Source organism: Sulfitobacter sp. (assembly GCF_041552635.1).
Taxonomy (GTDB): domain Bacteria; phylum Pseudomonadota; class Alphaproteobacteria; order Rhodobacterales; family Rhodobacteraceae; genus Sulfitobacter.
In genome coordinates, this window is sequence record NZ_JBFEKM010000046.1 from 1 (window position 1) to 24,642 (window position 24,642).

Annotated in this window: 27 protein-coding genes; 10 read left to right on the forward strand and 17 right to left on the reverse strand. The window is 56.2% G+C overall.

The genetic code is table 11. The features are described 5' to 3' along the window. Positions 1–1,242: methylenetetrahydrofolate--tRNA-(uracil(54)-C(5))-methyltransferase (FADH(2)-oxidizing) TrmFO (gene trmFO / locus ABYT07_RS07380; RefSeq protein ID WP_372990494.1), on the reverse strand; the 1,242-nt coding region annotated here is incomplete at its 3' end. Between the two features lie 288 nt (positions 1,243–1,530). Then, complete coding sequence (locus ABYT07_RS07385; protein WP_372990495.1) at positions 1,531–2,316, reverse strand: enoyl-CoA hydratase; 786 nt, start codon at positions 2,314–2,316, stop codon at positions 1,531–1,533. 57 nt (positions 2,317–2,373) lie between these two features. On the opposite strand from ABYT07_RS07385, the gene ABYT07_RS07390 reads away from it, so the two are divergent. Continuing rightward, positions 2,374–2,793: a PaaI family thioesterase gene (locus ABYT07_RS07390; protein WP_372990496.1), complete on the forward strand. Its 420-nt coding sequence runs from the start codon at positions 2,374–2,376 to the stop codon at positions 2,791–2,793. 87 nt (positions 2,794–2,880) lie between these two features. Here ABYT07_RS07390 and ABYT07_RS07395 read toward each other — a convergent pair whose 3' ends face one another. Beyond that, on the reverse strand, positions 2,881–3,111 hold the full coding sequence (locus ABYT07_RS07395) for a DUF1127 domain-containing protein (RefSeq protein WP_372990497.1): 231 nt from the start codon (positions 3,109–3,111) through the stop codon (positions 2,881–2,883). Positions 3,112–3,211: 100 nt separating this feature from the next. On the opposite strand from ABYT07_RS07395, the gene ABYT07_RS07400 reads away from it, so the two are divergent. From ABYT07_RS07400 to ABYT07_RS07415, 4 genes are all read left to right on the forward strand, one after another. Continuing rightward, a complete protein-coding gene (locus tag ABYT07_RS07400) occupies positions 3,212–4,627 on the forward strand; it encodes a PLP-dependent aminotransferase family protein (protein WP_372990499.1) in 1,416 nt (471 codons plus the stop codon). Positions 4,628–4,787: 160 nt separating this feature from the next. After that, positions 4,788–5,249: a 50S ribosomal protein L13 gene (gene rplM / locus ABYT07_RS07405; protein WP_372990501.1), complete on the forward strand. Its 462-nt coding sequence runs from the start codon at positions 4,788–4,790 to the stop codon at positions 5,247–5,249. A gap of 2 nt (positions 5,250–5,251) precedes the next feature. Further along, positions 5,252–5,740: a 30S ribosomal protein S9 gene (gene rpsI / locus ABYT07_RS07410; protein ID WP_372990503.1), complete on the forward strand. Its 489-nt coding sequence runs from the start codon at positions 5,252–5,254 to the stop codon at positions 5,738–5,740. Positions 5,741–5,918: 178 nt separating this feature from the next. Further along, entirely contained in the window at positions 5,919–6,923 is a 1,005-nt protein-coding gene (locus tag ABYT07_RS07415) for an LLM class flavin-dependent oxidoreductase (RefSeq protein ID WP_372990505.1), read from the forward strand. Positions 6,924–6,980: 57 nt separating this feature from the next. Here ABYT07_RS07415 and ABYT07_RS07420 read toward each other — a convergent pair whose 3' ends face one another. The 9 genes from ABYT07_RS07420 to guaA all read right to left on the reverse strand — a co-directional run bounded on the left by ABYT07_RS07420 (position 6,981) and on the right by guaA (position 16,096). Further along, positions 6,981–7,598 carry a TetR/AcrR family transcriptional regulator gene (locus tag ABYT07_RS07420; protein WP_372990506.1) on the reverse strand — a complete coding sequence of 206 codons (618 nt, stop codon included), beginning with the start codon at positions 7,596–7,598 and terminating at the stop codon, positions 6,981–6,983. Continuing rightward, the gene (ppk2, locus tag ABYT07_RS07425; RefSeq protein WP_372990508.1) at positions 7,591–8,460 is read right to left on the reverse strand and encodes a polyphosphate kinase 2; all 870 of its coding nucleotides are present in this window, start codon (positions 8,458–8,460) and stop codon (positions 7,591–7,593) included. The genes ABYT07_RS07420 and ppk2 overlap by 8 nt, the downstream gene beginning before the upstream one ends. 49 nt (positions 8,461–8,509) lie before the next feature. Further along, positions 8,510–9,472 (reverse strand): alpha/beta fold hydrolase, encoded by a 963-nt coding sequence (locus ABYT07_RS07430; RefSeq protein WP_372990509.1) that lies wholly within the window; start codon positions 9,470–9,472, stop codon positions 8,510–8,512. Position 9,473: 1 nt separating this feature from the next. Further along, positions 9,474–10,391, reverse strand: a complete 918-nt coding sequence (metA, locus tag ABYT07_RS07435) for a homoserine O-succinyltransferase (protein WP_372990510.1) — start codon at positions 10,389–10,391, stop codon at positions 9,474–9,476. Positions 10,392–10,454: 63 nt separating this feature from the next. Beyond that, entirely contained in the window at positions 10,455–11,309 is an 855-nt protein-coding gene (locus ABYT07_RS07440) for an ATPase (RefSeq protein WP_372990512.1), read from the reverse strand. Positions 11,310–11,450: 141 nt separating this feature from the next. Then, entirely contained in the window at positions 11,451–12,572 is a 1,122-nt protein-coding gene (locus ABYT07_RS07445) for an OmpP1/FadL family transporter (RefSeq protein WP_372990513.1), read from the reverse strand. Between the two features lie 145 nt (positions 12,573–12,717). Then, positions 12,718–13,551: a DMT family transporter gene (locus ABYT07_RS07450; RefSeq protein WP_372990535.1), complete on the reverse strand. Its 834-nt coding sequence runs from the start codon at positions 13,549–13,551 to the stop codon at positions 12,718–12,720. A gap of 105 nt (positions 13,552–13,656) precedes the next feature. Beyond that, positions 13,657–14,268 (reverse strand): class I SAM-dependent methyltransferase, encoded by a 612-nt coding sequence (locus ABYT07_RS07455; protein ID WP_372990514.1) that lies wholly within the window; start codon positions 14,266–14,268, stop codon positions 13,657–13,659. 265 nt (positions 14,269–14,533) lie between these two features. Then, positions 14,534–16,096, reverse strand: coding sequence for a glutamine-hydrolyzing GMP synthase (gene guaA / locus ABYT07_RS07460; RefSeq protein WP_372990516.1), 1,563 nt, complete (start codon positions 16,094–16,096; stop codon positions 14,534–14,536). 189 nt (positions 16,097–16,285) lie between these two features. Here guaA and ABYT07_RS07465 point away from each other — a divergent pair, with 189 nt between their 5' ends. After that, entirely contained in the window at positions 16,286–17,824 is a 1,539-nt protein-coding gene (locus ABYT07_RS07465; protein ID WP_372990518.1) for a trimethylamine methyltransferase family protein, read from the forward strand. Here the strand turns inward: ABYT07_RS07465 and ABYT07_RS07470 are convergent. Further along, positions 17,817–18,113 (reverse strand): DUF6477 family protein, encoded by a 297-nt coding sequence (locus ABYT07_RS07470; protein WP_372990520.1) that lies wholly within the window; start codon positions 18,111–18,113, stop codon positions 17,817–17,819. The genes ABYT07_RS07465 and ABYT07_RS07470 overlap by 8 nt on opposite strands. A gap of 249 nt (positions 18,114–18,362) precedes the next feature. Between ABYT07_RS07470 and ABYT07_RS07475 the strand changes: the two genes are divergently transcribed. Then, positions 18,363–19,481, forward strand: a complete 1,119-nt coding sequence (locus ABYT07_RS07475) for a DUF6456 domain-containing protein (protein WP_372990522.1) — start codon at positions 18,363–18,365, stop codon at positions 19,479–19,481. A 79-nt stretch (positions 19,482–19,560) separates the two neighbouring features. On the opposite strand, the gene ABYT07_RS07480 is transcribed toward ABYT07_RS07475, so the two are convergent. Continuing rightward, positions 19,561–21,201, reverse strand: coding sequence for an NAD(P)-binding domain-containing protein (locus tag ABYT07_RS07480; RefSeq protein WP_372990524.1), 1,641 nt, complete (start codon positions 21,199–21,201; stop codon positions 19,561–19,563). A gap of 222 nt (positions 21,202–21,423) precedes the next feature. Here ABYT07_RS07480 and lipA point away from each other — a divergent pair, with 222 nt between their 5' ends. Continuing rightward, positions 21,424–22,377, forward strand: a complete 954-nt coding sequence (gene lipA / locus ABYT07_RS07485) for a lipoyl synthase (protein WP_372990525.1) — start codon at positions 21,424–21,426, stop codon at positions 22,375–22,377. 1 nt (position 22,378) lies between these two features. On the opposite strand, the gene ABYT07_RS07490 is transcribed toward lipA, so the two are convergent. Then, positions 22,379–22,552, reverse strand: coding sequence for a hypothetical protein (locus tag ABYT07_RS07490; RefSeq protein ID WP_372990527.1), 174 nt, complete (start codon positions 22,550–22,552; stop codon positions 22,379–22,381). Beyond that, the gene (gene hpt, locus ABYT07_RS07495) at positions 22,549–23,088 is read right to left on the reverse strand and encodes a hypoxanthine phosphoribosyltransferase (protein WP_372990528.1); all 540 of its coding nucleotides are present in this window, start codon (positions 23,086–23,088) and stop codon (positions 22,549–22,551) included. Before hpt ends, ABYT07_RS07490 begins: the two co-directional genes overlap by 4 nt. Positions 23,089–23,155: 67 nt before the next feature. On the opposite strand from hpt, the gene ABYT07_RS07500 reads away from it, so the two are divergent. Then, positions 23,156–23,611 (forward strand): type II toxin-antitoxin system RatA family toxin, encoded by a 456-nt coding sequence (locus tag ABYT07_RS07500; RefSeq protein ID WP_372990529.1) that lies wholly within the window; start codon positions 23,156–23,158, stop codon positions 23,609–23,611. Positions 23,612–23,689: 78 nt separating this feature from the next. On the opposite strand, the gene ABYT07_RS07505 is transcribed toward ABYT07_RS07500, so the two are convergent. Beyond that, positions 23,690–24,220, reverse strand: a complete 531-nt coding sequence (locus tag ABYT07_RS07505; RefSeq protein WP_372990531.1) for a DUF1772 domain-containing protein — start codon at positions 24,218–24,220, stop codon at positions 23,690–23,692. An 87-nt stretch (positions 24,221–24,307) separates the two neighbouring features. On the opposite strand from ABYT07_RS07505, the gene ABYT07_RS07510 reads away from it, so the two are divergent. Then, a partial coding sequence (locus ABYT07_RS07510; protein ID WP_372990533.1) for a TetR/AcrR family transcriptional regulator occupies positions 24,308–24,642 on the forward strand: 335 nt, incomplete at its 3' end.

Genomic DNA, 24,642 nt, shown 5'->3' on the forward strand with positions numbered 1-24,642 from the left:
AACCGACGGAAACAGTCCGAAATTCACGTTCATCGGCTGGAATGTCTTGGCTTCGGCCCCGCCGGTGATGTGGGTGATCAACGCGCCAGTCGCCGTGGTGGGCGGCGGCGGTGTGGCGGTTTCGCCTTTGATCTCGGCGACGGCCAGACGCCCGGCAAGCAAGCCCATCGCGGCGCTTTCAACGTAACCTTCTACGCCAGTGATCTGGCCAGCAAAGCGGATGTTGGGCTGGCTGCGCAAGCGCATCTGGTCGTCCAGCAGCGTCGGAGAGTTCAGGAAAGTATTGCGGTGTATCCCGCCAAGCCGCGCGAAAGACGCGTTTTCCAGCCCCGGAATCATCCGCAAAACATCTGTTTGCGCACCGTATTTCATCTTGGTCTGGAACCCGACGATATTATAAAGCGTGCCCAGCTTGTTATCGCGGCGCAGCTGCACCACGGCGTAGGGTTTGTTGTCCGGATCATTCGCGTTGGTCAGCCCCACAGGTTTCATCGGACCAAACCGCAAGGTTTCGCGGCCCCGTTCGGCCATTACCTCGATCGGCAGGCAGCCGTCGAAGTAGCCTGCGGTTTCGCCTTCCTTGAATTCCGTTTTATCCGCAGCCAGCAATGCATCGATAAATGCCTCGTAGGTGGCTTTATCCATCGGGCAATTCAGGTAAGCGGTGCGCTCTTCCTCTGTCTCGCCCTTATCATAGCGCGATTGCATCCACGCTTTGGTCATGTCGATGCTCTCGTGATAGATAATCGGCGCGATTGCATCGAAAAACGCGAGCGCTTCGGCACCGGTTTCGGCCGCAATCGCCTGCGCCAAGTTACCCGAGGTCAGCGGGCCAGTCGCGATGATCCAATGCCCCTCGCGGGGCAGTTCAGTAATTTCGCCGTATTCAACGGTGATGTTGGGGTGCGCCATCAAGGCTGCCGTCACCGATTCTGCGAAGGGGTCACGGTCGACAGCCAAGGCACCACCTGCGGGCAGGCGGTGTTTTTCGGCCGTTGCCATGATCAGGCCACCCGCCGCGCGCATTTCCCAATGCAGCAAGCCAACGGCGTTTTGTTCGCTATCGTCCGACCGAAAAGAATTCGAGCAGACCATCTCGCCCAAGAACCCCGTTTGATGGGCAAATGTGCCAACATCAGGGCGCATTTCGTGCAGCACCACCTGGATGCCAGCGTTTGCGGCCTGCCAAGCGGCCTCTGATCCGGCCATTCCGCCGCCGATGATATGGAGTGTTTGTGTCATGCCAGCGATGTAGGGCAGCATGTGCCATAGCGCAATAGATACAAGCAGTTTGCCGTGTGGCGTAAGGTCATGGGAATGTCGGAAAAGAGAGATTTTTGGGGTCGCCGCTGCGGGAACGGTCGGTCAGTGAGAGGCTGACCTGGAGGGACCTTCCGCCGGCGGCGACCCAAAATCATCAAGGCATCTGCCTTGTCTTATTTGTGCCCCAATTCTGCCCGAATTGCCAGAAAAATAATATCAACAATCCTAATTGTTTTGGAAACAATAGCCGACCCCAGTGCTTCCCCCTTATTGCTCCCAAGTTGGATCACGCTTTTCCAGAAAGGCGCTGATCCCTTCTTCGGTATCGCGGTGCAGCATATTTTCGACCATGACGTCACCGGTATAGGCATAAGCTTGATCGACGGGCATCGACAGCTGCGCATAGAATGCCTGTTTGCCGATTTTCACCGCGACCGCCAGCTTGCCCGCGATCTGGTCGGCGAGGGCCTGTGTCTCGGCCGACAGGTCCTGTGCTGCGACGACACGATTGACCAAGCCCAGCTCGCGGGCGCGATCGGCCTCGATGAAATTGCCGGTTGTCAGCATTTCGAACGCCTGTTTGCGGGGGATGTTGCGGCTAAGGGCGACCATCGGGGTCGAGCAGAACAGCCCGATGTTCACCCCGTTGACGCCAAAACGCGTGCCTTCGGCGGCGACGGCCATATCGCAGGTGGCTACCAGTTGGCAGCCCGCCGCTGTGGCAATGCCATGAACTTGCGCGATCACCGGCTGCGGCATCGACTGGATCCGCGCCATCACGGCGCTGCATCGTTCGAACAGATCGCGGAACTGTGCGGCACCACCGTCTTGGGCCTGCCGCATCGCTGTCATCTGCTTTAGGTCGTGGCCCGCGCAAAACGCTTTACCATGGCCTGCAAGGATAACGACCCGTACCGACGGGTTCTGCGCGATGGTGTCAAGCGTGGCCTGAAGTGCTGCCAGCATCTCGTCTGACAGGGCGTTCAGCCGGTCTGGTGCGTTCATCGTCAGCCGTGCGACCGCAGCGTCATACTCTATATCTAGAATTGTCATCTTGCTCTCTCCCTGAAATTACCGGAGCCTATCCCCGACATATGACGGAGGACAAGTATGCCGATAATGATGGACGCCGACGCGTTAACGATTTTCATGAAAGATGTGTTCAAACAGGTCGCTGATGATTTCGCGATTGACCATGTCAGCGACACCGATCTGACCACGCGGTTGTTGGTGGACAACCGGCATTTGCGCCCCGGTGGCACCGTGTCAGGCCCGTCGATTTTCGCGCTGGCCGATGTCAGTGCCTATTTGATGACACTGGCGCGGATTGGGCCAAAGGCGCTGGCGGTGACGACGAACTGTTCGATTGATTTCATGCGCAAACCTGCGGCCGGTGTCGATCTGATTGCCAAAACACGCCTGCTAAAGCTGGGCAAGCTGTTGTCGGTCTGCGATGTGTTGGTATTTTCCGAAGGGATGGAAGCACCGGTCGCACGGGCGTCGCTGACCTATGCCATTCCGCCGAATTAAGGCGTGATCCAGCGTATTGATACAATCGAAAAAAGGGCCGGTATATACCGGCCCAAGTGAAGAGGTCTGGTTGGCACCACAGGGATGTTATGCCTTCCAGAACACCTTAATTGACTCATCATGAGCCTCTTTCGGTGTGAGTCCCACGTCACGCAACTGCCATGGCTCAAGAACTGCAAGGGCGCGGCGAGTGCGGCGACGTGATGCCATTTTCGTGACGCAGACCGCAAATTTTACCGCAATAACAGCCAGCACAGGCGTTCCGCGCTGATTGAGGATGGCCACTGATTCAGTGGAAAGGGTAAGGGTCTGTGTCATGATAATCTCCTTAATATCTATATTGTATTGACACAATGTTGAAGTGTACCGTATGAAAGTGGTACAAAATCAAATATGAATTGAAAAGGGAAAGATTGTAATGGGTACAATTTGGCAACCATCACTGGATCAAGGGCAGGGGCCCAAATACAAGGCTGTCGTTGCAACCATTCGAAACGGCATTGAAACCGGGGCCCTGAAAGAGGGCGATAAACTGCCCCCCGTGCGTGATCTGGCGTGGACGTTACAGATCACCCCGGGCACGGTGGCCCGCGCCTATACGATGCTGACCGAAAGCGGCACCTTAGTGGCAGAGGTCGGCCGCGGCACCTTTGTGGCGTCAAAGACGCCTGCGCCCGAACCGGATGGGCCAATCGAAATTGACGTGATTGCCCACCAGTCGCAAAAGCTAGACAATCACTTCAACGTCAATATGTTCTCACCGCATTTACCATCCGCAGGGCAGGCGGGACTGATCCGCAAACTGCTGGCCGAGGTGGCCCAAGACCCGCCATCCGGCATGATGCACTATCCCAGCCGCATCGGTGCCCAACCCGCCCGCGAAGCTGTCGTGCGGTGGCTGACCGGAACACCGCTGGGCGCATTTGACCAAAGCGACGTTGTGCTGTCCCACGGGGGGCAAAACGCGCTGTCATTGGTGTTTCAGGCGATCTTGCAAGGCCGCCGACCGGCCATCCTGATCGAAGAACTCTCATATCCTGGGTTTCGCCGTGCGGCTGAACTGCTGCGGGCCGATGTGATCCCGATTGCGATGGATGCCGATGGCGTCATTCCCGAGGCGATGGAGGAAGCCGCGCGAAACCATGATGCGCAGATATTATGCACCTCGCCCGAGGTGCATAACCCGACCGGCAGTTTTACCCCCGTGGCCCGCCGCGAGCAGCTGGTCAGCGTGGCGCGTAAATATGACATTCAGATCGTCGAAGATGACTGTTACCGCATGCGGGTAGAGCGCGCACCCACCTACCGGATGCTGGCACCGGAACGCGGTTGGTATATATCGTCGCTTGCCAAGATCCTGACGCCTGCCTTGCGGATCGGCTTTGCCATTGCCCCAGAAGGGCGCACGCCTGACCTGCGCCGCGTGGCAGAATATAATTGCTTTGGCCTTGCGACGCCCTTGATTGATCTTTGCGCAAAGCTGCTGACCCACCCGGATATCGATACGATGGCGGAAAACACGCGCAAAGGCTTTAATGCCTATGTGCAAAGTGCGGTCAACATTCTGGGCGGCTATGACGTGGGATGGCGGGTGAATGTGCCCTATCTTTGGTTGCGACTGCCGGTGGGCTGGCGGGCCGGTGCATTTTGCCAAGCGGCAGAAGCGCAAGGCGTGCAGATCAGATCCGCCGAAGAATTCGTGTGCCGTGATGCCCGCGCGCCTCATGCGGTGCGCATTGCTGCGAATGCAGGGGTCCCGCTTGAGAACTTTGAGGCGGCGATCTTGCGGCTGCGGCAGCTACTGGACAATCCGCCAGAGCAGTTGAGCGTCTGATATATGGGGTATTATCATACCTAATTTATAACGCGTTGTTATAAAACAATTAATTCGAGAAACTGTCGCTTGACGTGGCCAAGGGCGTGTTTATAACCCAGCCATCAGATAGCGGGGTTCGGTTTTGAACCCCTTCACCAAATAAACGGGAATTCCGTCCATGAAAACCTTTTCTGCAACACCGGCAGATATCGACAAGAAATGGATCATCGTCGACGCTGAAGGCGTCGTCCTTGGCCGTCTTGCGTCGATCATTGCCATGCGTTTGCGCGGCAAGCACAAGCCATCCTTCACACCTCACATGGATTGCGGCGACAATGTCATCGTCATCAATGCCGAGAAAATCCAGATGACCGGCAAGAAGCGTGAAGAAAACTTCTATTGGCACACTGGCCACCCCGGTGGGATCAAAGAACGCACCAAGGCACAGATCCTTGAGGGTGCACACCCTGAGCGTATCGTGACCCAAGCGGTCAAGCGCATGCTGCCCGGCAACCACCTGAGCCGCCAGATCATGACCAACCTGCGCGTCTACGCTGGTTCCGAACACCCCCATGAGGCGCAAAGCCCCGAGGTTCTGGACGTGAAATCCATGAACTCTAAAAACACGCGGAGTGCATAAGCATGGCTGATGAAATCAAAACACTCGAAGGCCTCGAAGCGGCCGTGACCGAGAACGCCGCTGTCGAAGTTGAATTGACCCCACGCGAGCCCGTCCGTGACGCGCTTGGTCGTGCCTATGCAACCGGCAAGCGTAAAGATGCGGTCGCCCGCGTCTGGATCAAGCCAGGTTCCGGCAAGGTTATCGTAAACGGCAAGGCGCAAAATGAATATTTTGCACGCCCTGTTCTGCAGATGATCCTAGCACAGCCTTTCACCATCACAGGCACCGACGGTCAGTTTGACGTTGTTGCAACTGTAAAAGGTGGCGGTCTGTCCGGTCAGGCTGGCGCGGTAAAGCATGGTGTTTCCAAAGCGCTGCAGCTTTATGATCCCTCCTTGCGTGGCGCGCTGAAAGCGGCAGGCTTCCTGACCCGCGACAGCCGTGTCGTTGAACGCAAGAAATACGGTAAGGCCAAAGCGCGTAAGAGCTTCCAGTTCTCCAAGCGCTAAGTTTTATCTACAGACAATTTGGAAAGGGCCGCTCCTGCTGGGGGCGGCCTTTTTCGTTTGCGCTTTGATCTGATCGTCCCTTCGGGGAGAGTTTATTTGGCAAAATGAAGCGGGCGAGATCCTTTTGTTCAAGGTGCTTCGTGATTAGGTTAATGCAAAGTGAAATAGGAGATTACCGATGCGCTATTCTGTACTTGATCTGTCGCCGGTGGCAGAGGGGTCCGACACCCGCCAAGCGATTGCGAACACCGTTGATTTGGCGCGTCATGCCGAAGCGGCAGGGTATCATCGCTATTGGCTGGCAGAGCATCATAATATGCCGGGGATCGCGTCAGCGGCGACCTCTGTTGTGATTGGACATGTCGCGGATCACACGACATCTATTCGGGTTGGTGCGGGCGGCATCATGTTGCCCAACCACGCGCCGCTGGCGATTGCAGAGCAGTTTGGCACCTTGGCGACCATACATGGCGACCGGATTGATCTGGGTCTGGGCCGCGCGCCCGGCGGGGATCAGGCGGTGTATCATGCGTTGCGGCGCGGGATGCAGGGGGGCGATCGTTTTCCTGATGATGTGGCCGAATTGATGGAATACCTAGGCGACGCGCAGCCCGGTGCACGCGTCAAGGCGCATCCGGGGCAGGGCACCCATGTACCGGTCTGGATTTTGGGATCATCGCTTTATGGGGCCCAACTGGCGGCCCATTTCGGGCTGCCTTATGCCTTTGCGTCGCATTTCGCGCCAGACGCATTAGAGGATGCCATCGCGATCTATCGACGTGACTTCAAGCCATCTAGAACATGGACCAAGCCGCATTTCATGTTGGCCGTGAACGTCTTTGCGGCCGATACCGACGACCAAGCAGCGTATCTGCGGACATCTGTCCAGCAGGCTTTCGTCCGGTTGAGGACAGGAAACCCCGGAAAGCTTCCCCGTCCTGTGGATGATATTGATGCCGAAGTCGGGACGCAGATGCGCCAAGCCGTTGATCAGGCGTTGCGCATAACAGCCGTGGGCAGCCCCGAAACAGTGCAGGCCCAGTTAACCGCATTGATTGGCCGATACCAGCCGGATGAGGTGATCTTGTCGGGACAAATCCATGATCATGCGGCACGGGTGCGGTCCTTGCAGATCGCGGCAGAGGTGATGACCACCATCAACAACCAACGCGCGGCTGCCTGAGTTTCGGGGTGTCGTGCGGGCGAACGGATCTATGCAGAGGGTGATGCGCCTTAGCGCTTATCGGTCTGGGTCAACCAGACCCAGACCACGCAGATAAATCCCGATACCGCTTTCGAGCAACTCATCCGCCGGAAAAGGCGAGGCGCGCCCCGGAGAGTTGCGGGCGAAAAGTTCTACCACCCCATGGCTAAGCGCCCAGATATGCGCCGAAAACATCGAGGCCGGCGGGCGTTTCTCTGCGGGAATATGCTGGCTAAGATCGGCTGCGGCCTGTTCTAGCACGGCGTTGGCGCGGTTGGCAGCAGCGGCCAGTTCGGGCGTGCGGTTGACGGAAATACCGCTTTCGAACATCGCAATATAATGGCCAGGATGGGCGCGGGCAAACGCCAGATAGGCGCGGCCCGTTGCCTCGAATGCCTTGAGAGCCGACGGCTGACCCGAGTGATACGCGGTCTCCATCCGTTCTGCGAAAATCTCGTAGCCTTGCAGCGCACCTTCGGCGATCAGATCCTCGCGGCCGTCGAAATGCCGATACACGGCAGCGGGCGTGACGCCCGCCTGTTTTGCGGCCTCGGACAGGGTAAAACCCATGGGACCGCGCAATTCGATCAGTTGTAACGCCCCTTCAATCAGGGCCTGACGCAGGTTGCCGTGATGGTATCCCTGTTTAGGCATCCCAGATATCCGGGCCGCCGCAAATATCCGGATCTAGCACACCGATGGCTTTTTCATCCTTTTGCACATAATCAAAGGAGTGCAGCACCGTGCGGATAGCATTCAGCCGCGCGCGGCGTTTGTCGTCGGACCGGATGATCGTCCACGGGGCAATTGCATTATGCGAGCGTGTCAACGTTTCGCTGATCGCAGCGCTATAGTCTTCCCATTTGGCAAGGCCGTTGACGTCGATCATGCTAAGCTTCCACTGCTTGAGCGGGTCGCTTTCGCGGGCCAGCATGCGGCGCAATTGTTCAGCGCGCCCGACGTTGAGCCAGAATTTGAAAAGATGGATGCCTTCATCGACCAACATCTGTTCGAAGGGTTCGACTTGGGTAAAGAAATGTTCGCGTTCCGCAGTGGTGCAAAAGCCGAAAACCTGTTCCACAACGCCACGATTATACCAGCTGCGGTCAAAAAAGACCATCTCGCCCTTGGTCGGCAGGTGTTTGATATAACGTTGAAAATACCATTGGCCGGCTTCGGTTTCAGTGGGCTTTGATAGGGCGACAACATGTGCGTTGCGCGGGTTCAGGTTTTCGCGAAACCGCCCGATGGTTCCGCCTTTGCCTGCGGCATCGCGCCCCTCAAATATCACCGCGATGCGGGTACCGCTGTCACGCGCCCAGGCTTGCAGTTTGACCAATTCAATCTGCAAACGCTCCATTTCTTTATCATAGCGCTTGCGGCCCATGCGTTCGGAATGGGGGTAACTTTCCCCCAAGATATCGTCTTTTTCCGCACGCTTGATCGCTTGGCGGATATCCTTTGGCGCGTCGTTTTCAAAATAAGCGCTGATCGCGCCGTCAAAGGGCAGGTCCATGGTGGCCTCCTGATGGTATCGTTGCACCTGTTATGAAGTGTTCCACGCCCTAGCGCAAACCCGCACGGGCCGCTGCACGGTCAATCGCGTCCAATACCGCTGCGGGTTCAACATGTTGTGGCATATGGCCAATACCGGGCAGAACGGTCAAAGCGCCGTCAATCAGCTGCGTCATCAGCACCCGCGCGTGGATTTCCAGCGGTACGATAGTGTCCGCATCACCGTGGATCAGTTCGACAGGCATGGTCAGCGCGTCATATCGGGGCACCATGGCTTTGATATGGGGCAAAAGTCCGTTGACCTGCTGGGCATTGGCCCGCATCGACGGGCGGCGCAACGATAGATCGGTGCCAATATGCTGGGAATATCCTGCGGGGGCGGGTTGAGGCGCAAAAATGCTATCGACGCTGTCCGTGACGGATTTTTCGGGGAGGAACGCGGTGATCATCGGGATTACCAAAGCGCCGCCCAAAGTCGATCCGGTCACGCGGTATTGCCAGCCCAGATCACCGGGCCAAACTTGGGAAACCGCAGACACCAGCACCAGCGCTGCGGTCTGATCAGGCCGTGCAAGCCCCCATGCCAAGGCAACCGCCCCGCCAAAGGAATGGCCCAGCACGACTGGATTTTTCACCCCAAGCTGATCGGCCGCCTTTATTAGAATGCTGACTTGTTCAACAGGGGACGCCGCCCAACTGTTCCAAGCACCACTGCGGGCAGGTAAATCATCGGTCCAACCAAGGCCTGGCCGGTCAAAAAGAATCACGCGATAGCGTTTGGATAGTTCCTCGACCATGCCAAAGGTGAAATCGCGCATGTTGCCAGAGGCCCCGTGGATCAGCACCAGATCGGGCCCGGTGCCTTGAATTTTTGCGTGAACGGTGACGCCATCGACATTCAATAGCTGCCCGATCACCGGATACGCCACGTTGGCCGCGACCTCGCGCTGATAGGCGCGCCATTGGACCAACATCACGAATCCGACCACCAGCAGGGCAAATATCGCAAGCATTTTATGTCCCAATATCATTCAGGTCATAGGGCGTGGATTGGTATATCTCGTTGATCCAATTGCCATAAAGCAGATGCGCGTGGCTGCGCCAGCGGTTCAGGGGCGTTTTGCTTGTGTCGTCGTCAGGGTAATAATTGCACGGCACATTGATTGGCGTGCCAGCGGCGGCATCGCGGTCATATTCATCCTTCAACGTGTCGCGGTCATATTCCAGGTGGTTAAAAATATAGAGCGCGCGGTGCCCGGGATCTTCGACCAGACATGGCCCGACCTCGGGGCTGCCAAGCAGGGTGGTCAGGCCGGGCACGGCATCTACTTCGGCTTGGCGCATTTCGGTCCACCGACTGACCGGCACGACGCAATCATCCGAAAACCCCCGCAAATAGGGCGAAGACGGCGCAAGATTTTGATGCCGGAAACAACCGAAAGCCTTTTCATCCAGCAGGTGTTTTTTGACGCCATGAAAATGGTTGATCATCGCCATCCCGCCCCAGCATACGCCAAAGGTGGAATGCACATGGGTTTGGGTCCAGTCCATCACACGGGTTAATTCTTCCCAATATGTGACATCGGCAAAATCAAGATGTTCGATCGGGGCACCGGTGATGATCAACCCATCGAATTTTTCGTCCCAGACGTCCTCGACGGGGCGGTAAAAGCTTTCGAGGTGATCTGCGGCAGTATTGCGCGACTGGTGGTCGGACATCCGCAGCAGGCTGAATTCGATCTGAATGGGCGTGGCCCCGATCAGTCGGGCAAACTGGTTTTCAGTCTGGATCTTCTTGGGCATCAGGTTCAACAACGCAATGCGCAGCGGGCGAATATCCTGTTTGTCCGCCTCATGCTCGTCCAGCACCATAACGCCTTCGCGCGTCAACACGTCATAGGCGGGCAGGTCGGAGGGGAGCTTGATCGGCATCGGGATATATTCCAACTTTGGTTCTGGATTTAGATAGGGCGCAAGGCGGGGGCTGCCAAGGGGTTAGGGGGCCATCACATCTGCAATGAGATTGACGAAATCATCCTCTGATTTCAGCGCGCCGACCTGATCTGCAGTGATCGTGACGCCCCAACGCGCCATCGCCTCATAGCGGGGCTGGCGGTGGGCAAGGGCCTGCGCATAGGTCCAGCGGATAAAGGCATCGGGATCAACGTCATCCTCTTGGCAGTTGTTTTTAATCAGATATTCGCGCCAGACCCGTGCCAGAAACTCGGGCTGATAGGCCATCGGCTTGGGGGCTTTGTCAAAGCGGCGGATCAATTCTTGGGTGTGGGCTGCATCGCCCTTGATCCAGATCAACAGACATTCCTCGGACAGCGCCTGCATCAGCGGATCGTGATCATCTTCGGGGTCCACCCATTCGCAAATCGACCCGCCGGTATCGCAAATGAAATGGGGATAATCATACAGCGCCTTGGCGCGGCGGGCAAAATGCGCGGTGTCCAGCAAGGCGGCGATTTCGGCCTGTTTGAACGCATCTTGGCGGGCGGCATATTCTGCCATGGGCAAGCCACCTTTGACCGGATCACCGGGTTTGCCCAGCCACGTTGCCACGGGGGACAGATTGTCAAAAGTGATGTTCGAACCGATATAGATACTGTCGCTGAGAAGCAGATCACGCAGGAACGGGACCTTCATCGCTTCGGCTTTGGCGTTATCGGTGATGGTTTCGCCCAAGTACCGCGTGCCGATGCGGTAATCTATCGAGTAATGGAACCAGTCGCCCGACCCGCGCAGCAAATGCGCCATATGGGTTTTGCCCAAACCGGACATGCCGAAAACCAGCACCTTTTTGCGCGGTGCAGCGCGCCATGCATCGGCGGTCGGGTAAAGCATAGAGGGCGGTCCTTGGATTGCTGTTTTGCGTTAACTATCAAATGCCAAAAGGATAGACTAGCCATCGGCGTGGCCGCGCAAATGAAAAAGCCCGGCACATCGCTGCGCCGGGCTGTTGGCTGTGAATGTTTTTAGATGTCGTTAGAAGTTATAGCCCATCTTGACGCCAACTGACACGGCAGAGTTATCAGCAAAGGTGGCTTGACCGACATTTTGCGTGGCGGCACGCGCATCGCCCAGCTTGGTATAGCGCACACCAACCGAGATATCGAACTGCTCTGTCGCTTGGTACTTTGCCCCAACCGAAATATAGCGCGCCCCGTCGGTTGGCGACAGTGGCGACACCAGATCATCGCCGTTCTCGGTCTGATATCCAAAGGCTACCGAACCGGACCATTGATCGCTAAAGCGACGCCCGATGCCAATCTCGTAATCGGTTGAATCTTCGATATCGGTCAGGCTGGCGCCACCGGTCTGGCTGGCAAAGAATGCAGGCGAAACGATGGTGTCACTGTGGCGCGCATAGCGGATCGAACCAAACACCAGCGTATCTTTTGCAACGCCACTTTGGAATTCAAGGTTCAGGCTTTCTGGCGTTTCAACGCGTGTGCTGCTTGGCCCCGCGGTTACAGGCGCTCCGTTAATCGTTTCGGTGGTCACCAGATCATGACGAATCCTGGATTGATAAGTCAGGGCGACACGCATCGCCAGTTCGGGCTTTTCAAAGGCCGCCCCCAAGACATAGCCAACGGCCCCGTCAGATTCGAAATCACCGCGATAACCGCTTAGCCCGCCATATCCTGCACCACGCAAGGTCACAGCGGCTTCGATTTCCTGGTAGCGCAAACCACCGTGGACACTGAACGCAGAGTTGAAGTTGTAGCGGGCCAGTGCAGTCATCGCAAAGCTGTCGACATTTGCCTGCGTTCCGCCAAAGGATGGCGAAGTTGCAATCGCCGGATACGAGATGTCGGACCCGAACGGTTCGTCGACAATCAAAGCGACAGACAACTGATCCGACAGCTTGTAGCGCAACGCACCGCTTAGAATGTTGAAATCACCGGCGACATTTCCGGTTGTCTGGCCACCACTGCGGATATCGGTGCCATCAATCGAAGGACTGGCATTGCCAAAGCTCAGCTCAAAGCGGTTGCCGCTTTCGAAGATAATGCCGATGTCCTGATTTGACCGGTCCAGCCCACCCGCGTGAACTGTTGTTGCGCCGCTGATCAGCGCAGCAATCGCAAGATGCGTATATTTCATACTCGTTACCCCTCCCAAGGAACAAAACCGCGCCCCTCCAAAATGACGCGAATGTTTAATCCATTGGGCAAATGGTAAAACCAGTCAAGGCATATAGAAGGGTTAGAAAAGACGACCAAACGTCAACTTCATCTTGGAAAATCTGCTAAGCGCGTTTATGGGTTTCGACCCACAAATTGATGTAATTACCCGCAAAAATTATCGCGGCCCCGACAAAAACCCAGATGTCCAACGCCTCGGCGTAGACCAGCATCCCGATGATCGCGATGACAGGTAAGCGGATGAAATCAATCGGGACGACCACGGTCGCGGGCGCGATCGACAGGGCTGTCGTCAGGCAATAATGCGCCACCAATCCTGCGACGCCGATCAACAGCAACAGCGGCCCATGTGTCAGAGTAGGCAACGCAATATCGCCATCATAACCGGCCATCACCACCCCAAAGACCAACTGCGTCACCGTGAGGTAGAACAGGATCGTGGTGATGGTCTGCGTCCGGGTCAGGCGCTTGGTGAACATGATCGTCAAAGCAAAGAAAATGGCGCTGGCCGCCGCTGTGATCACGCCAGCATTGATGCCTTCAATTGTGGGACGCGCAACAACCAGAATGCCGACAAAACCCAGCACTGCTGCCAAGGCCCTGACTTTGGTCAGGCGTTCGCCCAAGATCAGCGGCGACAAGACGATCACCCAAAGCGGAGAGGTAAATTCAAGCGCAAAAACCTGCGCCAACGGAATCACCGTTACCGCATAAAACCATAGGTTTTGCCCCGTGAAATGCGCCAGGTTGCGCCAGATTTGTAGGCTGAAGTTGCGTGTGTTGATCTGCCGCCAAGCCCCTGTCAACAAGGCCAGCGACACAACGACACAAACCCCGACGAACGAGCGGTACATCATGATCTCGAAGGTGTCGTAGATACCGGCAAGTTCGCGACCCGCCACAGCCATTGCCGAAAACGAACTGATCGACCCGCCCATCCACAGGGCTGCCTTCAGGGTCGGGCTCACGCTGCTAATGCCAATGCAAGGTCCTCAGAGCGGGTACAGCTTCTTTGGCTGAAAAGCCCTGAGGTTTGCCGTATTTCAAGTACGAATCCAGATGCCGGTGTCGCTGACACCGTTTGATGTCCAGATATAGCGCCAGTCCTTGGTAATCTGGGCAAACTCTTCCCATTTGTCGCTGGCATAGCCATCCGCGATGCGGCGTGCGTTCGGCGATGTCGAATTTTCGCAAGGAATATACCAATTGATGTTATCGACAACCATCAGGCCGCCAGTCTTGATCTTTGGCACCATGGAAAGGGCGCAGGTGTCGCGGTGCGACCCGTCAACAAGGCAAAAATCAATGCTGTCGCTGTCAAAGCCATCGATGATCGTTAAAAAGGATTCAACGTCGCTTGCAAGATGATAGACCATGCGTTTCGATGAAATTTCGCTTTCGCAGTCCTGGCTGACCTTCTTGAACCACCCCTCGTGGGTTTCAATCGAGGTTATGCTGGCAATTTTGGACAAAAACCAATGCGTGCTTCTGCCCGAGCCGAATTCAACCCCGACATCTTGCTTGCGCAAAAGCTGCCCCAAGAGTTCAACAGAATCCTTGGTTAACCACGGATGATTGGGATGCCGTTTTTCATCCAGAACCACCGATAACCGATCAACAATATAACGGGGCGTGACATGCTTTAGGTTTGCCATGGGTCTATCCTTTTTGAATGGCCCCGACTTTACTGAAGAAAACAGAGACAAATTACATTAAATCATCCAACAAACACAAAGCGTCGGTGAAATACTTATAATTGAATTATAATGAAGTTTTCTTGGGCGCAACTTCAAATAGCACGGCGATTGGGAACATTTTTCCTGAGGAACGCTTAGGCTACGATGCCCATGTCCAACCTATGCAAACAGTTTTGCAAGCGGCTGCAATGGTCTTAGCCAGCGCAGCCGCCCTCAATTCAAACTATTCCCATTCGATGGTGCCGGGAGGTTTTGACGTAATATCATAGGTCACCCGATTGATTCCGGGTACCTCGTTGATGATCCGTGTCGCCGTTTCGCCCAAAAATTCGTGGGTGAACGGATAGTAGTCGGCAGTCATGCCATCAACGGAATTTACGGCGCGCAACGCGCAGGCAAAGTCATAGGTACGTCCGTCGCCCATCACGCCCACGGTGCGGACGGGCAGAATGGCAACAAAGGCTTGCCAGATTTCGTCATAAAGCCCGTGTTTGCGGATTTGGTCAATGTAGACGGCATCCGCCTCGCGCAGGATGGCCAGTTTTTCACGGGTGATTTCGCCGGGGCAACGGATTGCAAGGCCGGGGCCGGGGAAGGGGTGGCGGCCAATAAAGCTGGCGGGCAGACCCAATTCGCGACCCAGGGCGCGGACCTCGTCTTTGAAAAGCTCGCGCAGGGGTTCGACCAGCTTGAGGCCCATTTTTTCAGGCAAGCCGCCGACGTTATGATGCGATTTGATGGTAACAGACGGGCCACCGGAAAAAGACACCGATTCAATGACATCGGGGTAAAGTGTCCCTTGGGCCAGAAACTTGGCATCGCCCACGGCAGTCGCATGTTTCTGGAACACGTCAATAAAGAGCCGTCCAATGATCTTGCGCTTGGTTTCGGGGTCTGAAACGCCGTCAAGTTCGCCTAGAAACAGTTCTTGTTCGTCGGCATGGATCAGCGGCATGTTGTAGTTGTCGCGGAACATGGTCACGACCTCTTCGGCCTCACCTTTGCGCAGCAGACCGTGATCGACAAAAACACAAGTGAGCTGATCACCGATTGCCTCGTGGATCAGCACGGCGGCAACGGACGAATCGACACCGCCGGACAGACCGCAGATCACCTTGGCGTCTCCGACTTGAGCGCGAATGTTGGCAATGGCTTCTTCGCGGTAGGCGCGCATGGTCCAATCGCCCTTGAACCCCGCAAGTTTCACGAAATTCTCGTAAAGTTTCGCGCCGTTCGGGGTGTGGTGCACCTCGGGGTGGAATTGGACGGCATAGAAATGACGCGAGGCGTCGCCGGTAATTGCAAATGGCGCGTTGGGGGATGTGCCGTAGACTTTGAACCCCGGTGCGATTTCGCTGACATGGTCGCCATGGCTCATCCAGACCTGTTCGCGGTCGGTCGCGAACCATCCCTCGAGCAGATCCAGTGTATCTGTTGTCGGCGTGACAAATGCACGACCGAATTCCGCAGTGCCATGCCCGCGTTCCACCTTGCCGCCCAGGCAGTGCATCATCACCTGTTGGCCATAACAAATGCCCAGGATCGGTACGCCAAGATCAAAGACCGATTGTGGCGGCATCGGCGCGCCTTCGGCAAAGACCGACGATGGCCCGCCCGAGAAAATCACCGCTTTGGGGGCGAATTCGCGCAAGAATGCATCATCCACCGTGTTGAACGGGTGGATTTCGCAAAACACATTAAGTTCACGCAAACGGCGGGCGATCAGCTGGGTGACCTGGCTGCCGAAGTCGATGATGAGAAGGCGGTCATGGGAAATATCTGTCATGTTGCCTGATTATGGGCGGATGGCGCGCGTGGCAAGGGTGGACTGGGGGCCAGCCCCCAGACCCCGGGGATATTTTTGAGCCAGAGAAGAAAGGATGTCGGTTTTTGCTGTCTTAGGACGCTATCTGCGTCAAAGGGGACGCATGAATGGGGTAGCTAGACCTCAAATTCTGGTAAAAAGGTGGACACAATGGCGGAATCAGCAAGACGCGGACGTGGCGGCGGCGGGGCAGCGCGGCGCGCAGAGCGGTCGGCCGTGTCCTTTGAGACGGCAAAATACATCCAGCGCAATATCCCCAACTTCGAGATATTGAACGAGGAAGCGCTGGAAATCATCGAGTATAACGCCGACACTGTTCTGGAAGAGATCGGGGTCAATTTCCCTGACAACCCAGAGGCCTTGGAGCTGTGGCGTGCCGCTGGTGCAGATGTGTCGGGCGAACGGGTCCGTATTCCACGCGGGTTGGCGCGCGAATTGTGCAAGACTGCGCCGTCGGAGTTTACGCAGCATGCGCGTAACCCTGAACGCAATGTGGTGATCGGTGGGCGCAATCTGGTATTGGCCCCGGTATATGGCCCCCCCTTTGTGCGCGACGCCGTTGGTGGGCGCCGTTATGCGACCATGGCGGATTTCAACAAATTCGTGAAGCTGGGCTATATGTCAAAGTGGCTGCACCATTCGGGCGGCACTGTTTGCGAGCCTACCGATGTGCCAGTGAACAAGCGCCATCTGGACATGCTTTACGCGCATATGACCCTAAGCGACAAACCGTTCATGGGGTCTGTGACCGAGCCCAGCCGCGCGCAAGATTCTGTTGATATGTGCGGCGTGCTGTTTGGCGAAGAGTTCGTTCAGCAAAACACGGTGATGACATCGCTGATCAACATCAACTCGCCCATGACATTTGACGATGTGATGATGGGCGCGCTGAAGGTGTTTGCGGAAAACAATCAGGCGTCGATCATTTCGCCGTTTATCGTGGGCGGGGCGATGGCACCGGTGTCGGTTGCGGGCACATTGACACAGGTCTTGGCCGAGGTGATGGCAGGCATCGCTTATAGCCAGCTGATCCGTAAGGGCGCGCCGGTGATCTTTGGGGCTTTCGTCACGTCGATCGATATGAATTCGGGTGCACCGACCTTTGGCACGCCCGAGGCGTCGCATATCACATACGGGGCCGGGCAATTGGCGCGACGGATGAAGCTGCCGTTCCGGTCGGCCGGTTCGTTCTGCGGGTCGAAACTGCCCGACGCGCAGGCCGCCTACGAGACGTCGAACAGCCTGAACATGGGGCTGCTGTCCGGTGTGAACTTTATGCTGCATTCCTGCGGTTGGTTGGAGGGCGGACTGGTCAGTTCGTTCGAAAAATTCGTAATGGACGCGGATCAGTTGGGCACGTTGCACCATCTGGCGCAGGGCGTTCAGATTGACGAGAACGCCCAAGCCATGGACGCCATCCGCGAGGTAGGTCCGGGTGGGCATTATCTGGGCTGTGCGCATACGCAAGCTAACTTCAAGCAAGCGTTCTGGAAATCCGACCTGCTGGATTACAAGCCCTTCGAGACTTGGGCCGACGAGGGCGCGCGCGATACCCAAACACTGGCGACCGCGCGGGTTGAAAAACTGCTGGGCGATTACGTTCAACCGCCCATGGATCCCGCTGTGGTCGAAGCATTGGATGCTTTTGTCGAAGCCCGCAAAGCTGCGGAGCCTGACAGCTTCATGTAACCTCAAGCGGCGTTGTGCGCAAAAGGCGCGCTTCGCCAATCATTGCGATCAACACTTCAACATGGCGGATCAGGCTATACCCTGCATCCGCCATTTTGCGTTGGGTGTTCAGCTCTGCCTCGATTTCGATCAACTGTATTAATGCGGCACCACTTCTGGGGTAGCCATCAAACCCCAACAAGCGCCGCAGATGGATGCTGCGGCGATAGTTTTCAGCACCAATCCTGGCCGCCCGCATCAACAGGTGCGGGCGGTGAATTGCGTTAAGGCGAGAGAGAATATCTTGCATGTTTTCAAGTCCTTGATCTGAAGCAGCACGTTCCGAAACGGTAACGCTTGGAGGGAACTGTCCCACAGTATCGGGTGCTGTTGCGCACCGTACGGTGCAGCCGAACGCCACAGTCACAACTGTTTATGCTTTGGAAACAATGATGAAGGAACGGACCTGATTTTAACAAATAGGTAACCAGTGCATCCTTAGGTTGTGTGGATAACTCTGTGGACAAAATCCAGAGTCGGTTTAGGAAAGGACGCAGATATGGCGACGCAAATTAGCATTCCATCAATGACACCCATTTCGGGCGGAGGCATTCCGAACTGGGTCCCGACCGAAGCCAGACACTACCTTTCGCATGTAGAAATGGGCCGCCCGATCCGTGCACTTGCACGTTCGGCGGACTGCCATGCGTCGACCATTCTGCGCCAGATCAGAAAGATCGAAACCCGCCGGGACGATCCGCTTGTCGATGATGCGCTGGAGACGTTGGGACGTGTGAGCCGCAACAAGATGATTATCAACAAGGACAAGATGCCCATGACACAGGCTGAAAAACCGTCGATGCCGGATGACGAAACTCTGACCCGCGAGGGACGGCGTATCCTGCGACGTTTGTGCGAAACCGGGGCTGTTCTGGCTATCGCGGCTGAAATGGAAAAGGCCGTCGTGGTCCGCGACGGGGCAGGCGGGGCAAGCACGCGAACTGCGGTGGTGGACCGTCCGATCGCACAGGCTATGGCCTTGAAGGGGTGGATTGCCACCAATGGCAGCGGACGCATTTCACGCTATTACATCACCGCAGCCGGCCGCACAGCGCTTGAGCAATTGCTTGAGATCGAGAGCCCGCGAGGGCCGGAAGGATTTGCCGAGGCGCAAACCTCGTTTCAGGGGCAAAGCTATGATGAGGACGAGGAAGCGACACCGCGCGGCGCGCGCCGGATGCGCTATAATCTGGCTGAAAGCCCCCTTGCGGCGCTCGCACGGCGCCGCGATAAAGACGGTACACAATTTCTCACCGACAATCTGGTTCAGGCCGGAGAGCGTTTGCGCGAAGACTTTGAACTTTCCCAGATGGGCGAAAAGATCACCCAGAACTGGGAACGGTTTTTGACGCCGGGCGGTGACGGGGCACCTACTTGTTTTGCGGGCAGCGCGCCATCGGCAGCGCGCGCACGGGTCGCGTCTGCCTTGGCAGAGCTGGGACCGGGTCTTTCGGATGTGGTTTTGCGCTGTTGCTGCTATCTTGAGGGTTTGGAAACCACGGAAAAACGGCTCGGCTGGTCCGCCCGGTCGGGCAAAATTGTGCTGCGCATCGCATTGATGCGACTTCGGAAACATTACGATGAAACGCTTGGTCCGGGCAGCGCAATGATCGGCTAGGACAAAGACCGATCTGACAGGGGAATGGCGCGGCTGATCAAAGCCGCGCCATTGTTTTATCATACGCATGGTCGACGGGTTATTCAGCAGCCGTTGATTGCGCGACATCACCCATGCCAATGCGGCGCAAAAACGCGTCCAATTGCTGGCTGGCCACATCAGCCGGATCAACCACACCGCCAGCGTCTTGGAACGTCATCTGCAAGACAGTGCCCTGATCACCACCGCGCGCGTCCCGCGGGCGCCAGTCGGCATCCAGATGATCCGCCAAATGCATCTCATCCAGCACCTTGCCATCCGTCACCAAACGGATAACCGGATGAATAAAGGCATCGGGTTCTTTACCAAAGACGTTATTCTGGCGCTTCACATGCAGCGAATCTGACCCGAAATCGCCATACTCCAGAGTTACCTGAAGGTATGTTCCCGCGTTCAACGGCGCGTTTTCCACCCAGGATACTGGAATATCCTGAAGGGTTTTGCCCGCATCAGGCCCGTCCAACGCGATCACATCAGCCATAAAGCCGGGCTGAAGAAAGATGCCGGAGGCGGTGCTGAGCCGCTCAATGATCGAATCGCGCAGTTGCGGTTGCGTCAGCGGTGTCGTCACCGACGGATAGGATCCGCCCTGCACGCGCGCCGCAATCAGCTCGGCCAGACATTTAACGTTGTGGCGGAACCCGTGGATAAAGCCCGACATGGTTTTCTTATAATCACACGACTGCATGATGGTCCCGGCAAAGAACAAGCCTTCGACATTTTCGCTTTCCCATTCGCCGGTCATTGCCGGAAATTTATCGAAATGCCGCAGACGGGGCTGGATCGGCGCGTCAAAGATCGAATTGTCGAATTGAAATCCGGTGCAGGCGATGACGTGGTCATAGGTCAGAACGATCTCGTGCCCTTCGGCCGCTGTCATCTGTGCACGCACGGTATAGACGCCATCCTGTTTGGTGATCTCGAGCGCCTTGGCGTCAATCACCGCATTTTGCGATTTTAGCTGATAGGTATCGAGAAAATTGTTATTCACCGCCCGTAGATTGCCTACGAAATGGGTCTGCCACGCGAATTTAATCGGGTTTGGGCTCATCACATGGATGCAGGCGGCGTGCTCCAGCAGCGAATCAGCGGTCTCGAAGGCAGAGTTTCCCTTGCCCAAGATCAGCACGCGCTTGTTTTCATAGGTCTCGGGGGTGATATCGAATTCGGTATAATTCGCGGCCAGCTCGAATCCTTCAATGCCCGGATCCCACGCTTGGCTAACGCCGGTGGCGACGATGACATTGGCTGCCGTGTGCGTCGTGCCATCTGCGCAGGTGATCACAAAGATATCGCCTGATTTTTCAATCTTTCTCACATCAGCATTGCACACGATGTGGTCTTCCAACGGCTTGGCAAAGGATTCTGCATAGTCGATAAAATCATCAGCACTGGGGAAATACTTCCGGCTCCAGTCTTTGAACAGAATACCTTCGTCATTCAGCAGGGAATTCCAGTCGTGACGCAGACGGGTTTCAGCGTTGCTGAGGCCGGTATGAACCTTGTTGATCGAAATGAACTGACGGTGCCGCGGAAATTGCCGCAAAAAAGCGCTGATTTTGTCGGATCTTTCCAATACTTTGAATGAAATACCCTTTTTGGCAAAATAATAGGCCGCTTGCAGACCCGCAGGACCGGACCCAATAATACAAACGTCTTTATTAACGGCTATGGCACTCATGAAAGCTTCCCTTTGGAATTGGCGTTGCAATATCGTCAACCTTAACGGGATACTCGTAAAAAGCGAAGAAGAATGGCCGAGATATTTGTCGGTTTCGGTGTTTTTCTAAACGGCCTGTTCATAGACTTTGCTAATAGCGGGTATTGCCATGCGCAAGCACCCCCTTTCAAGCCGGACCCGAACCGACTACATAGACGTTAGATTGACATACGGAGCCTGATCATGCGCGACCTGAAAATCCCCGAGCAGCGCCACCCCGAGAAAGCCAAACGCCCCGATAATCCACAGCCCAAAAAGCCGTCGTGGATTCGCGTGAAAGCTCCGGGCGGGCAGGGCTATGCTGACACAGCCAAGATCATGCGCGACAATAAACTTGTGACGGTCTGCGAAGAAGCGGGTTGCCCCAATGTCGGCGAATGCTGGTCGCAGGGCCACGCCACGATGATGATCATGGGCGAGGTGTGTACGCGCGCCTGCACCTTCTGCAACATCGCAACCGGCAAGCCGCCCGAAGATCTGGACGTGTTCGAACCGGGCCGCGTTGCCGATGCGGTTGCCAAACTGGGGCTGAACCATGTGGTTATCACGTCCGTAGATCGCGACGATGTCGAAGACGGCGGGGCAGAGCATTTCGCCCAGACCATCCGCGCCATCCGCAAACGGTCGCCCGACACCACGATCGAGATTCTGACCCCTGACTTTATCCGCTGTGATCCCAAGGTGCTTGAGATCGTGGTCGAGGCGCGCCCAGACGTGTTCAACCACAACCTTGAAACTGTGCCGGGCCTCTACCCCGAAGTCCGCCCTGGTGCGCGTTATTTCCACAGCTTGCGTTTGTTGCAGCGGGTGAAGGAACTCGATCCGTCGATGTTCACCAAATCCGGTATCATGGTGGGGCTGGGCGAGGATCGCCAATCGGTCATTCAGGTCATGGAAGACATGCGCGCCGCCGACATCGATTTCCTGACCATCGGCCAATATCTGCAGCCCACGCCGAAACACCACCGTGTTGACCGTTTCGTGCATCCTGACGAATTCGCATCCTATGAAAAGGCTGCTTTCGGCAAGGGGTTCTTGATGGTGTCGGCCACGCCTTTGACGCGGTCCAGCTATCACGCAGGTGATGATTTTGCGCGGTTGCGTGCAGCGCGTCAGGCCAAGCTGGCGGCGCGCTAAATCAGAACCTGCGGCCCATACGTTCGGCTGTTGCCCAATCGGGCCAATAGCCGAAATATTCGATACCAAAGATGATCGCCGCAATCAGAACGATGCCGAAAACGAATTTAACCCGCCGTGGCGACGGCGGGTTTTGCACCCAGCGTTTCATCCGCATTAACCAGACGATGTTCATGATGTGAACCGGACCTTGCCGATAAAGGGCAGGTTGCGGTTGCGTTGCGCAAAGTCGATGCCATAGCCCACGACAAATTCATCGGGTATTTCAAAGCCAATCCAGTCTGCCTTCATGTCGACTTCGCGGCGGCTGGGTTTATCCAGCAAAGCGATGGTTTTCAGCCGCGCCGGTTCACGTGACAACAACAGGTTGCGAACGTGGTGCAGGGTGTGGCCGGTATCGACGATATCTTCGACAACCAGAACATCGCGCCCCTCAATTGCGCCGCGCAAATCCTTGAGAATACGCACTTCTCTGCTGCTTTCCATGCCGTCGCCATAGCTTGACGCCTCAAGGAAATCGACCTCGATCGGCAGGTCCAGTTCGCGCACCAGATCAGCAATAAAAACGAACGATCCGCGCAGCAGCCCGACGACGGTCAGCTTGTTGGTGCCGTCGAATTCTTTTTGAATTTCGCGGCACAGTTCTTCGATCCGCGCGGCAATCGCTTTGGCCGAAATCATTTCATCGATGACATAAGGACGCGTTGGCATGGGTTTAACCTTGAAAAAGGGGCGTTTAAGATTTCATAAGGGCTAACTTCTAGACAGATGGAAATCAATGCCTACCCATTCAGAGACCCGCGAACTGCCCTACACCGCCCAACAGATGTATGATCTGGTGGCCGATGTGGCGTCTTACCCCGAATTCTTGCCGTGGACCGCAGCCGCGCGCATCAAAAGCCGCGAAGACAAAGGCGATCACGAGGTGATGGACGCCGATCTGGTGATCAGCTTCAAGGTGTTCCGCGAACGGTTCACCAGTCGCGTGGTGCTGTGGCCCGAGACCAAGAAGATCGACACCGAATATCTGGACGGACCGTTCAAGTTCATGAAATCCAACTGGCATTTTGAAGACGCAGGGGAAGGCAGCTGCAAAGTGCATTTCTTTGTCGATTTCGAATTCAAGAATATGGTGCTGCAAAAGATCATCGGCGTGGTGTTTAACGAGGCCATGCAACGCGTCGTGCGCGCCTTTGAAAACCGTGCGGCGACACTTTACGGTTCAAAAAGCTGAGGCCAAAGCGCCAAGCGTATCCGGTAAATGCAGGCCGTGACTGCCACTTTGATGCAGATGGCAGCCGCGAATAATCCATCAGATTTTCGCCTCTCTCAGGGTCAAAAGGGCATATCCGGTAAGCATGAGGCTGATCCCGCTCGCCACAGTGCGCGCGATGTTCCAGACCTGCCATTTCGGGGAATAGTCGGCCCAGATTTGCGCCGCCGTTGCAGGATCATCGGGGCTCGCCACCAACGCCAAAGCTTCGTTCATGGGGACGTTGACCATCATCGTCGCAATCAATCCACCAAAGAAATAGATCACCCCGGCCGCCAGAAACGCAGATGCGGCACGGGTCCGCCCGTGGCGCTTTGCGATCAGCGCGGTGAGAATCAGCACGAAGGGCGTCCCGAAAAAAGCCGGTGCAAATACTGCGTTGCGGACCGACCCGTTCATCGCTTGCATCGCCGCAATCGCGACTTTGGGGTCGGCGGCATCCAATCCCCACATGGTCGAACAAATCCAGGCATAGAAAAACCCGAATATCGCGCCAGACAGCAGCAGCGAAATCAATGCGAGGCTGGTGAGCAGAATGGGGGAATTGGAGGCATAGGTCTGGGGTTTCATGATGGCTCCTTTGGGCGTAATTTCAATTACGGTTGCTTGCATCCGTAATTACAGTTACGGTACCTGTCAACAACTCAGGAAGTCGTGATGCGTGCCGAAACCAGAACCCACCGCCAAGAACAGATCGAAGTCGCGGCATATAAATTGCTTGAACAAAAGGGCTTTGCCGGTACGTCCATGCAAGGCATCGCGCGCCTGGCCAAAGCGTCGAACGAGACATTGTATAATTGGTACGGCGACAAGCAGGGCCTGTTCAAAGCACTGGTTGCCCGCAATGCCGACGAGGTGAAAAGCCTGTTGGAGGAGGAGCTTGATGCACAGCGTGACGCCCTTGGTATTCTCGGGTTACTGGGCCCACGTTTGCTTTCGCTGCTGCTTGGACCACGCGCCATTGCGCTGAACCGCGCTGCTGCGGCTGACCC